The organism is Mycobacterium sp. 94-17, from assembly GCF_035617725.1.
Taxonomy (GTDB): Bacteria; Actinomycetota; Actinomycetes; order Mycobacteriales; family Mycobacteriaceae; genus Mycobacterium.
Genome location: NZ_JAPIYN010000019.1, coordinates 102,905 through 114,386, shown reverse-complemented (window position 1 = coordinate 114,386; position 11,482 = coordinate 102,905). Strand labels below are relative to the sequence as shown.

Annotated in this window: 8 protein-coding genes, 2 tRNA genes and 1 pseudogene; 1 reads left to right on the top strand and 10 read right to left on the bottom strand. The window is 65.7% G+C overall.

What is annotated here, in order from left to right; translation table 11 throughout:
- The 10 genes and pseudogenes from OQ789_RS20260 to OQ789_RS20215 form a co-directional block, all read right to left on the bottom strand.
- Positions 1–238 (bottom strand): annotated as a pseudogene (locus OQ789_RS20260) (resuscitation-promoting factor rpfE); the annotation flags it as partial.
- Between the two features lie 1,075 nt (positions 239–1,313).
- Positions 1,314–1,931 (bottom strand): molybdenum cofactor guanylyltransferase, encoded by a 618-nt coding sequence (gene mobA / locus OQ789_RS20255; protein ID WP_324687908.1) that lies wholly within the window; start codon positions 1,929–1,931, stop codon positions 1,314–1,316.
- Between the two features lies 1 nt (position 1,932).
- Positions 1,933–3,024 carry a 2-oxoacid:ferredoxin oxidoreductase subunit beta gene (locus OQ789_RS20250; RefSeq protein WP_324687907.1) on the bottom strand — a complete coding sequence of 364 codons (1,092 nt, stop codon included), beginning with the start codon at positions 3,022–3,024 and terminating at the stop codon, positions 1,933–1,935.
- Positions 3,025–3,076: 52 nt separating this feature from the next.
- A complete protein-coding gene (locus tag OQ789_RS20245; protein WP_324687919.1) occupies positions 3,077–5,032 on the bottom strand; it encodes a 2-oxoacid:acceptor oxidoreductase subunit alpha in 1,956 nt (651 codons plus the stop codon).
- A gap of 292 nt (positions 5,033–5,324) precedes the next feature.
- Entirely contained in the window at positions 5,325–6,545 is a 1,221-nt protein-coding gene (locus OQ789_RS20240; RefSeq protein ID WP_324687918.1) for an MFS transporter, read from the bottom strand.
- Positions 6,546–6,567: 22 nt separating this feature from the next.
- Positions 6,568–7,848: an ATP-dependent Clp protease ATP-binding subunit ClpX gene (gene clpX / locus OQ789_RS20235; RefSeq protein WP_064953001.1), complete on the bottom strand. Its 1,281-nt coding sequence runs from the start codon at positions 7,846–7,848 to the stop codon at positions 6,568–6,570.
- A 469-nt stretch (positions 7,849–8,317) separates the two neighbouring features.
- Positions 8,318–8,962 (bottom strand): ATP-dependent CLP protease proteolytic subunit ClpP2, encoded by a 645-nt coding sequence (gene clpP2 / locus OQ789_RS20230; RefSeq protein WP_324687904.1) that lies wholly within the window; start codon positions 8,960–8,962, stop codon positions 8,318–8,320.
- The gene (locus tag OQ789_RS20225) at positions 8,959–9,549 is read right to left on the bottom strand and encodes an ATP-dependent Clp protease proteolytic subunit (RefSeq protein ID WP_324687916.1); all 591 of its coding nucleotides are present in this window, start codon (positions 9,547–9,549) and stop codon (positions 8,959–8,961) included. Before OQ789_RS20225 ends, clpP2 begins: the two co-directional genes overlap by 4 nt.
- A 126-nt stretch (positions 9,550–9,675) precedes the next feature.
- Entirely contained in the window at positions 9,676–11,088 is a 1,413-nt protein-coding gene (gene tig / locus OQ789_RS20220) for a trigger factor (RefSeq protein WP_324687903.1), read from the bottom strand.
- 67 nt (positions 11,089–11,155) lie between these two features.
- Positions 11,156–11,232 (bottom strand) — tRNA-Pro (locus OQ789_RS20215).
- Positions 11,233–11,380: 148 nt separating this feature from the next.
- Between OQ789_RS20215 and OQ789_RS20210 the strand changes: the two genes are divergently transcribed.
- Positions 11,381–11,451, top strand: a tRNA-Gly gene (locus tag OQ789_RS20210).
- Positions 11,452–11,482 lie beyond the last annotated feature (31 nt).

Sequence of the window (11,482 nt, the reverse complement as noted above, 5' to 3'; positions counted from 1 at the left end):
GAGCGTCGGGAGCCGGCGGCGGCGGAGCGTCGGGAGCCGGCGGCGGCGGCGCGTCCGGAGCCGGCGGCGGCGGAGCGTCCGGAGCCGGCGGCGGCGGAGCGTCCGGAGCGGGTCCGGCGGCCGGCACGTTGGGGTCGAAGCCCACTGGGGCATCGTCCGCGTGTGCGGTGGCCGACGGGATGGTCACGAGCGTGCCCGTGACCGCGGCAAGAACGAGCGTCTTTCGGACGTTCTTCAAATCTGTTCCTTTCGCGGGGCGCGCGCCAAAGCAAGCCCACCGAGGTGGGCTGAAGCTGTTGGTTGATGCCTGCTTTGAAACGTGCCGTCTGGGTCAGGCACGGCAGCGGCGGGCCAAGTCTGCCCGGCGGGTGTTACCCACCGACCACGGTCGGGCTTTCGCCGTCCGTGGCACCGCTCGCACGCGGGTCCGTGATTCAGTTATTCGATTACTCTTCCGTAACCCGTTGTGGGCTATCAGGGACCGTAGAAGACCCCGGCGCGTTCGTCATCTTGGAAATTCGGGTATCTCGTTTCGGTAACAGGCCGATCACGCCGCGGTAGCGGGCCCGTTTACGCAGGTCGCCCCGGCCTTTTCGGAATCAGCGCTCGCGCGGCGCGCAACACCAGAGGGTGAGCCGAATCACCTGCGTTTTGTGAGCTGGCGCACGTTTATTTGCACGGCCGGAGGCGATTTACCCGCGCCGCAACGGATCCGAACCGCGGCCCGGCGAGCGGTGCACGCTACCGACAACCCCGCATTTCGCGAATCTCAAATGCCACAGCAAATCGGCAAGGCGAGCTATATCGAATCCAGCAGTGCCACAGTTTTATTCACGAACAGACCATCGCCGGGGGCTGTGCCATTCAGCCCATCTCGCTTCTGTTCGGCGTATCATCCTGTCCGACAACATCTCTCACTGAACCATGCTTGTTTGCAATGTTTTTCACCCACATCGATCGAACTTGAGCTCCCCGCGCAACGCGTCCGGATCCGCCACCCATCGGGGTGGGCAGACCCGTTCTCGCCACACCTCGAATTTGCTGAAATTGGCGAATTCTCGTGATTACGTCCCAGGCGCCAAACGGCGCCGAACCGATGGATGCGCAGCTGACTTCTTCAAATCACCGCTGGCGCAACAGATCACGATGTGCCGCGGCCGAATGGGCAAATCGGCACGCGTCCCGCCACAGCACAATTGCACTATCAGCAACTGGAAATACGGCTATTTCGAATGGCGCATTGCGGCGCGAATCACCGCCGAATTCACCTCTCAAGCAAATTCGCCGGCGCGATCCGGCCGGCTCTCAGGCCGTCAGCTCCGGGACTGCGCCAACGCCAGCAGGTCGCTCTCCGTGTTGACGTTGGCCAGGAAGCGCGATTCCGGCAGAACGATCTGCTGCGCGTCGGAAGCGTCGATCAAGGCGCGCATCGCGCGGGCGCCGCCGGCGACCAGGCCGTCGATCCGGTCGGCCAGATCGGTGCGATACAGCGCGGCCAGGTAGTGGCTGCGACCGTCCCACGGCAGCACGATCTCGGCGCTGGTCTCGGTGGCCAGGTGCATCAGGTCGTCGATCAATGCCGCGGACAGAAGCGGCATGTCGACGGCGCAGACGAAGGCATACCGGGCGCCCGCCTGCGCGGCCGCCCGCAGCCCGCGGCCGGTCGGCGGCAGCGGGCCCTGGCCGCGCACCTCGTCGCGGATGACCTGCGCCTGCACGGCCGGCAACGGCTGCCCGGGCGCGGCCATCACGAAAATCGGCTCGCAGCGTTGCGCGATCACCCCGGTGACGTATTCGAGGAGCGTGGCGGCGCCGCCCGGGCCGGGCAACGTGGCCTTGTCGCGGCCCATGCGACGTGACTCGCCGCCGGCCAACACTATCCCCGCCAGTGGCACGGCCCGTTGGACTGCGTCGGGTGTCTGGTCGCCCACGTCAGTCGACGGCCCACGTGTCGCGCCCGCGCAACAGCGATTGCAGCGCGGCCGAGTCGAACGGCTTCGCCGACTGGGCCGCCTGGACCTGCGAGCGGGCCGCATCGTCGTAGGTGGGCCTGCTGATGTCACGGAAGATGCCCAGCACGGTGTGTTCGAGGTTCTGGTCCGAGAGCCGGGACAGCGCGAAAGCGTAGGCCGAGTTGTCGCTGTGCGCGTCGTGCGCCACGATCTCGTCGACCGACACGTCGGCCGTCTTGGCCACGTCCAGCCCGAAGCCAGACTTCACCACGCAGTATTCGCCGTTGGCGCCGAACACAATTGGCTCGCCGTGCCGGACGTTGATGACCCGCTCCTCAGCGCCTTCCTTGCGCAGCGCGTCGAACGAGCCGTCGTTGAAGATCGGGCAGTCCTGCAGGATCTCGACGACGGCGGCGCCCCGGTGCCCGGCGGCGGCGCGCAGCACCTCGGTGAGGCCGGCGCGGTCGGAGTCCAGCGCGCGGCCGACGAAGGTCGCCTCGGCGCCCAGGGCCAACGAGACCGGGTTGAACGGGTGGTCCAGCGATCCCATCGGGGTCGACTTGGTGACCTTGCCAACCTCCGAGGTGGGCGAGTACTGACCCTTGGTCAAGCCGTAGATCCGGTTGTTGAACAGCAGGATGGTGATGTTGACGTTGCGGCGCAGCGCATGGATCAGGTGATTACCCCCGATCGACAACGCGTCGCCGTCGCCGGTGACCACCCACACCGAGAGGTCCTCGCGGGCCAGCGCCAGGCCGGTGGCGATGGCCGGCGCGCGGCCGTGAATCGAGTGGAAGCCGTACGTCTCGAGGTAGTAGGGGAACCGGCTCGAGCAGCCGATGCCGCTGATGAACACGATGTTCTCGCGCCGCAGCCCCAGGTCGGGCAGGAAGTTGCGGATGGTGTTCAGGATGACGTAGTCCCCACAGCCCGGGCACCAGCGGACCTCTTGGTCGCTGGTGAAGTCCTTGGACTTCTGCGGTTGGTCTGTGGTCGGGACCCCGTCGTTCTTGGTCAACTTGGCGGTGACACCGAGGTCTTTGCCGGCCAAATTGCCGATCAGGTCAGTCACGAGCGCCGCTCCTCCTCATCGCTTCGCTCTGCATGGTCGCCGGCCGCTGAGCTCATGCGTCGGCTCCCACCGTTGCTGCCGCCATCCTGGCGACCATCGTCTTGTCGTTTTCGACCTCCGCCAGCGTCCCGCCCAGCGCGGCGCGGATGACGCGGCCGATCTCGTCGGCCAGGAATGCAACGCCCTGCACCTTGCTGACCGATTGAACGTCCACCAGGTACTTGCCGCGCAGCAGGAACGCCAGCTGACCCAAGTTCATTTCCGGCGCGACCACCTGCGGGTAGCGCCGCAACACCTCGCCCAGGTTGGCCGGGAAGGGGTTGAGGTAGCGCAAGTGAGCGTGCGCCACCTTGATGCCCTTGCGCCGTGCCCGCCGGCAGGCCTCACCGATCGGGCCGTACGAGCTGCCCCAGCCGATCAGCAGCAGCTCGGCGTCGCCGGTCGGATCGTCGACCTCCAGGTCGGGCACCGCGATCCCGTCGATCTTGGCCTGGCGCAACCGGACCATGAGGTCGTGGTTGACCGGTTCGTAGGAGATGTTGCCCGAGCCGTTCGCCGCCTCCAGCCCGCCGATGCGGTGCTCGAGCCCGGGCGTACCGGGTACCGCGAACTGCCGGGCCAGCGTCTCCGGGTCGCGCGCGTAGGGCTGGAAGGGTTCGTCCGGCTTGGCGAAGGTGTGCATGATGGGGGGCAGCGTGCTCACGTCCGGAATGCGCCACGGCTCGGACCCATTGGCGATCGCGCCGTCGGACAGCACGATCACCGGGGTGTGGTAGGACACCGCGATGCGCGCCGCCTCGAGTGCGGTCTCGAAGCAGTCCGACGGCGAGCGCGGGGCCAACACCGCCACCGGTGACTCGCCGTTGCGGCCGAACAACGCCTGCAGCAGGTCGGCCTGCTCGGTCTTGGTCGGCAGCCCGGTCGACGGGCCCCCGCGCTGCACGTCGACAACGAGCAACGGCAACTCGGTCATCACCGCCAGGCCGAGCGCTTCGGACTTCAACGAGATGCCAGGGCCGGAGGTGGTGGTGACGCCCAGCGCACCGCCGTACGAGGCGCCGATCGCCGCGCAGATACCACCGATCTCGTCCTCGGCCTGGAAGGTCATCACGTTGAAGTTCTTGTGCTTGGACAGCTCGTGCAGGATGTCGGAGGCCGGCGTGATCGGGTAGCTGCCGAGCACGACCGGAATGTCGGCCAGCTGCCCGGCCGCCACGATGCCGTACGCCAGCGCGGTGTTGCCCGAAATCTGGCGGTATTCGCCCGACGGCAGCGTCGCCCGGGACACCTCGTAGGTGGTGCCGAAAGCCTCGGTCGTTTCGCCGTAGTTCCAGCCCGCTTTGAGCGCCAGCACGTTGGTCTCGGCGACCTCGGGCTTGCGGGCGAACTTCTCCCGGATGAATTTTTCGCTGGTTTCGATGGGCCGCCCATACATCCACGACAGCAGGCCGAGCGCGAACATGTTCTTGGCCCGCTGGCCGTCCTTCTTGGTGGCGCCGATCGTCTCGACGGCCCCCAGGGTCAGCGTGGTCATCGCGACGGAATGCACCACATAGTCCGACAACTCGTCGGTCTCGAGCGGGTTGGTGACGTAGCCGACCTTGGTCAGGTTGCGCTTGGTGAACTCGTCGGAATTCGCGATCACCATTCCACCGCGGGGCAGATCGCCGAGATTGGCTTTGAGCGCAGCGGGATTCATCGCGACGAGAACATCGGGGCGGTCACCGGCAGTCAGGATGTCGTAATCGGCGATCTGAATCTGGAAGGACGAGACCCCGGGCAGCGTGCCTGCAGGAGCGCGAATCTCGGCGGGATAGTTGGGCTGGGTGGCCAGGTCGTTACCGAAAAGCGCTGCCTCGGAGGTGAACCGATCCCCGGTGAGCTGCATACCGTCACCGGAATCCCCGGCGAAGCGAATGACGACTTGTTCGAGACGCTGACGGTTGGATCCGTTGGCAGAAGCCCCATTCGGTGAGTCTGATCCGGCTCCGCTGCCGTTCGGATCCACGTCTTTGCCCTCCACTTTGTTCACCGGACAGGCGCTCCGCCGACGTTCCAGGTACGCGCCGCCGGAGCGACCTCAACGCATGAGCGCATTTATGTCACTGCCGGTATCAATTATGGCATTTCTTTGAGGGTTGCACGGCCGTCTCTTATGCATCCCACGCCGCGCGTTTGCCGGCAAAACGCGAAGTCAGTCGGGGCTACTGGCGAGTACGCCACCAAACTGTGTTATTGGTCACGTCGACCAGCCAATATTCGCCGTTCGCTTTCGGGCGCCGCTATTTCGATAGACCCGGCTACCCGTGGTCGGTGACCGCCGTTTCCGGCATCGCGATCAGATACAACACGAAACCCGCCCCGGCCAAAGTGCCCAGGAAGGCGAACGCGGCGTCGTAGCCGCCCGCGACCACGATCGAGCCCGCGACAGCGTTGGATACCGCGGCGCCAACGCCCGTCGCGGCCGTTATCGCTCCCAAGCTGACGTTGAAACGACCGCTCCCGTGCGTCACATCCTGCACGACCAGGGGAAACAGAGCACCGAACACGCCGGCTCCGACGCCGTCCAGCAACTGCACGCCGACCAGCCAGTAGGTGTTGTCCGAGCATGTGTAGAGGAATCCACGGGCGGCCAGCACCGCGAATCCGGCCAGGAAGATCGGCTTTCGCCCCCAGGAATCGGCCTTGGCTCCGGCGACATAGGCAACCGGCACCATGACGACTTGCGCGGCCACGATGCAGCCTGCCATCAGGGCTGTCCCGACGTCTCTGTTGTGCAGCGCAAGCAGCTGGCCGACCAGCGGCAGCATGGCCGCATTGGCGAAGTGGAAGGCGATGACCGTGACGGCGAAGGTGACCAGCCTGCGATTGCCCAGCAGCGTTGTCAGCCCGGACGGATTCTGGTGCAGCCCTCCTGGGACATGGTCCATCCCCCGGGCAACGTCATGATCGATCGCCTCCCCCGGAATCCACAGTGTCGCAACCACGCTGGCGACCGCCATGGCGGCGAGCACCCAGAACACCACCACCGGGCCGAAGAAGCAGGCCAGGCCGCTGGTGATCGCCGCGGCGCAGGCATTTCCGGCGTGGTTGAACGACTCGTTGCGGCCGATCCGCCGGGGGAAGCGACGGGAGCCCACGAGCCCCAGGGTGATGGCGGCCAGCGCGGGGGCGAAGACGGATCCGGCGACCCCGGCGAGCGCCTGCAGCGCTGAGACCGAATAGAACCCTGGAAACAATGGCATCGCCACCGACGCCACGGTGATCGTCAACGCGCCGCCGATGATCAGCGCACGCTTGGCAGTGCTTCTATCCACCAAGGCGCCGGCCGGACCTTGCGCGACGATCGCTCCGATACCCCCGACCGCCATGACGAAGCCGATCGACCCTTGATCCCAGTGGTGGGTGAGGAGCAGGTAGATCGACAGGTACGGGCCCAAGCCGTCACGAACGTCGGCCAGCAGGAAGTTCAGCAGATCCAGGCCGTGCGAAAGGCGCCGGGGAACCGCGTCACGAGGAATGCCGGTGCGCTCCAGGATCTAGTTAGGCGCTCTTGTCCCGACGCTCGGAACGGGACGGCTTGCGCGGCACGATCGTCGGCAGCACGTTGTCCTGGACAGTCTCCTTGGTCACCACGACCTTGGCGACGTCATCGCGGCTCGGGATGTCATACATCACCGGCAGCAGAACCTCTTCCATGATGGCCCGCAGTCCACGAGCCCCGGTGCCGCGATGGATCGCCTGGTCGGCGATCGCTTCGAGCGCGTCGTCGGTGAACTCCAGCTCCACATTGTCCATCTCGAAGAGGCGAGTGTACTGCTTGACCAGCGCATTCTTCGGCTCGGACAGGATCTTGACCAACGACTCGCGATCGAGATTGGTGACCGAGGCGACCACCGGCAACCGCCCGATGAATTCGGGGATGAGGCCGAACTTGATCAGGTCTTCGGGCATCACTTCGGCGAAGTGATCGGTGGTGTCGATCTCGGCCTTGGAGCGCACCTCGGCGCCAAAGCCCAGACCACGCTTGCCGACGCGCTCGTAGATGATCTTCTCCAAGCCCGCGAACGCCCCGGCGACGATGAACAGCACGTTGGTGGTGTCGATCTGGATGAACTCCTGGTGCGGGTGCTTGCGCCCACCCTGCGGGGGAACCGATGCCTGGGTGCCCTCCAGAATCTTCAGCAGCGCCTGCTGGACGCCCTCGCCAGAAACGTCGCGGGTGATCGACGGGTTCTCGCTCTTGCGGGCGATCTTGTCGACCTCGTCGATGTAGATGATGCCGGTCTCGGCGCGCTTGACGTCGTAGTCGGCGGCTTGGATCAGCTTGAGCAAGATGTTCTCGACGTCCTCGCCGACGTAACCGGCTTCGGTCAGCGCGGTGGCGTCGGCGATGGCGAACGGGACGTTGAGCATCTTGGCGAGCGTTTGGGCCAGGTAGGTCTTGCCGCAACCGGTCGGTCCGAGCATCAAGATATTGGACTTGGTCAGCTCGACCGGCTCGTGCCGAGAGTCCCGGCCCTTCTCGCCGGCCTGAATCCGCTTGTAGTGGTTGTAGACGGCGACGGCCAGCGTCCGCTTGGCGGTGTCCTGGCCGATGACGTATCCCTCCAGGAACTCCCGGATCTCGATGGGCTTGGGCAGCTCGTCAAGCTTGACGTCGTCGGCGTCGGCGAGTTCCTCTTCGATGATCTCGTTGCAGAGGTCGATGCACTCATCGCAGATGTACACGCCGGGGCCAGCAATGAGCTTCTTGACCTGCTTCTGGCTCTTCCCGCAGAACGAGCACTTCAGCAGGTCACCGCCGTCTCCGATGCGCGCCATGGTGCTGAGGGCCTACTTCCTGTTCGCCGTTGGTCGTGCCTGTCCCGCATGCATTTACCGACGCTACCCGTTGGATCGGGCCCGACGCGACCATAAGGGCCGAATCGCGTCGGTGGTATTCATGCGCATCCGTATTGATGAAACATATAGCCAGACGGTGCCCGTAGCTCGCCAAAGACGCGCTTTACGTGTCTTTGGCGTGTCGCGGTCGTGATGCAACCGAGGCCCACGGACCTCCGACTCAGCTTCGCAGTGGAGGTGCCAACCCAAGGCCGATAACCGCAAGGCCTGGGGCGGACCCCCCAAGAAATCACCCTACAGTGGCGGCGTGGGTTTGGCTGGGGTCTTTGACTGGCCCGCCGGCTCGCGGACGCCCCGCACGAGATCGGCGCCGTGCGCCGAGCGTGCAACCAGGGCGAAAAATCGGCCGGGCGGAAATTCGCCGTGCGAGCACGCTCGGCGGAAGGGCCTAGGCGGTTTGTGCCGACAGCTTGCGGTACTCCAGCACGGTGTCGATGATCCCGTAGTCCTTGGCCTCGTCGGCGGTCAGGATCTTGTCCCGGTCGGTGTCCTTACGGACCGTCGCGGCGTCCTTGCCGGTGTGGCGGGCCAGCGTGGTCTCCATCAGCGTGCGCATCCGCTCGATCTCGGCGGCCTGGATCTCCAGGTCGGAGAACTGTCCCTGGATCACGCCCTGCAGCGACGGCTGGTGGATGAGCACCCGCGCGTTGGGCAGTGCCATGCGCTTGCCCGGGGTGCCAGCGGCCAGCAGCACCGCCGCGGCCGACGCGGCCTGACCGAGGCAGACCGTCTGAATGTCGGCGCGCACGTACTGCATGGTGTCGTAAATCGCCATCAGCGAGGTGAATCCGCCGCCGGGAGAGTTGATGTACATGGTGATGTCGCGGTCGGGGTCGAGCGACTCGAGCACCAGCAGCTGCGCCATGATGTCGTTCGCCGACGCGTCGTCGACCTGGACTCCGAGGAAGATGATGCGTTCCTCGAACAGCTTGTTGTAGGGATTGGACTCCTTGATCCCGAAGCTGGAGTGCTCGATGAACGACGGCAGGATGTAGCGCGCCTGGGGCTGGGTGTCGGGGTGCTGGGCACTCATCGGGCTTCTCCATTGGTGATGTGGGCGGCGCGGGTGATGATGTGGTCGACGAAGCCGTACTCCAGGGCTTCCTGCGCGGTGAACCAGCGGTCGCGGTCGGAGTCGGCTTCGATACGTTCGATCGACTGGCCGGTGAACTCGGCGTTGAGCCGGAACATCTCCTTCTTGATGACGTGGAACTGCTCGGCCTGGATGGCGATGTCGGCGGCGCTTCCCGTCACGCCGCCGAGCGGCTGGTGCATCAGGATGCGGGCGTGCGGCAACGCGTAACGCTTGCCCTTGGTCCCGGCGGCCAGCAAGAACTCACCCATCGAGGCGGCCATGCCCATCGCGTAGGTGGCGATGTTGCACGGCGCCAGCACCATGGTGTCGTAGATCGCCATCCCGGCGCTGATCGATCCGCCCGGGGAGTTGATGTAGAGGTTGATGTCTTTGTCCGCGTCCTCGGCGGCGAGCAGCAGAATCTGTGCGCACAGCCGGTTGGCGACCTCGTCATTCACCTCCGAACCCAGGAAGATGATGCGCTCGGAGAGCAAGCGCTCATAGACCGAGTCCGTGAGGTTCAGACCCACCGAGTTCGAACGCATGTCAGTCACGACTGGGTTACCTGCTTTCTCAAATCTGTTTGAACCGACACTAACCAACCGAGCGCGACGTTTCGCGTCCACGCACCGCCGAACCGGGCACGTTCGCTCACAGCGTCACGATCCCCGTCACTTCTCGGCGTCGGCCTCGTCGGATTCGCCGGACTCGTCCGAGTCCTCATCGGCGCCGGCGGCAGCCTGGTCGGCCTCGTCGTCCTGCCCGCGCCTGCCGAAGAATTCACTGGTGTCGACGGCGTTACCGGCGGTATCGGTGACGGTCGCGGCCCGGATCACCTCGGCGATGGCCAGCGCGCGGCGCACATCGGCGAACATGGTCGGCAGCTGGTTGTTCTCCTGCAGGTAGGCCAACAGTTGCTGGGGCTCGATGCCGTATTGCCGCGACGTCGCCACCAGGCGCTCGGTCAGATCGTCCTGGCCGACCTGGACCTTCAGCTCGTCGGCCAAGGCGTCCAGCAGTAGCTGCCGCTTGACGTCCGTCTCGGCGGCCTCACGCGTCTCGGTCTCGAATTCCTCGCGAGACTTGCCCTGCTGGGCCAGCACTTCCTCGAGCCTGGACTCGTCGTGGTCGAGGCTGTGCAGGGCGTTGTGCAGGGCGCTGTCGACCTGGGCCTTGACGATCGCTTCGGGCAGCGGCACCTCGACCTGCTCGAGCAGCGTTTCGAGGGCTGCCTCGCGAATGTTTTCGGCTTGCTGGGCGCGCTTGGTACGCGCGACCTGCTCGCGCAGGTTGGCCTTCAGCTCGTCGATGGTGTCGAACTCGCTGGCCAGTTGCGCGAACTCGTCGTCGGGCTCGGGCAGCTCCCGCTGCTTGATCGACCTGACCGTCACGGTCACCTGCGCGTCCTTGCCCGCGTGCTCGCCGGTCGCCAGCGCCGCGGTGAACTCCTTCGATTCGTCGACGGACAAGCCGATCAGCGCTTCGTCGAGGCCGGCGATGAGGCGGCCCGAGCCGACCTCATGGGAGAGGCCCTGCGCGGCCGCGCCCGGAACCTCCTCGCCGTCGATGGTGGCCGACAGGTCGATCGAGACGAAGTCGCCGTCGGCGACGGGACGGTCCACCCCGGTCAGGGTGCCAAATCGGGCACGCAGAGACTGCAGTTCTGCCTCCACATCGTCGTCGCTGACCTCGATCGGGTCCACCGAGACCTTGAGCACGCCGGGGTCCGGCAGCGTCAGCTTGGGGCGGACGTCCACCTCGACGGTGAAGGCCAGCTCCTCGCCGTACTCCTTCTTGGTGACCTCGATCTCGGGCTGGCCCAGCGGGTGCACCTCTGATTCGGCGACGGCCTGGCCGTAGCGCGCCGGCAGCGCCTCGTTGACGACCTGGTCAAGCATCGCCTCGCGGCCGAAACGCGCCTCCAGCAACTTCGCCGGCGCCTTGCCCGGCCGGAAGCCGGGCAGTCGCACCTGGCGGGCCAGCTCCTTGTACGCGCGCTGAAAGTCGGGTTCGAGTTCGGCGAAGGGGACCTCCACGTTGATCCGCACCCGGGTGGGGCTCAACTGCTCGACGGTGCTCTTCACGGGTGCGCTCCTCGGTAGCTCGTTCTCGGTGGTCGTGGGTCGTGCGCCTGGCACGGCGCCGGCGCGCTGGTCGGGGTGACAGGATTTGAACCTGCGGCCTTCCGCTCCCAAAGCGGATGCGCTACCAAGCTGCGCTACACCCCGCGCTGACCTCGATGATCCTAAGGCTCCCTCGACACCCGGTTGGCCACGGGCTTCGCTGCGACGTCGCCGACCTCACGGGGCGATCACAAAATCGAGTCGATTAGATTTGATCTTCGTCGCCAGCTACAGTCACGCTCGACTAACACATGCGGGCGTAGCTCAATGGTAGAGCCCTAGTCTTCCAAACTAGCTACGCGGGTTCGATTCCCGTCGCCCGCTCGGGCTAACTATCTGCTCGACAGAGAGGCGC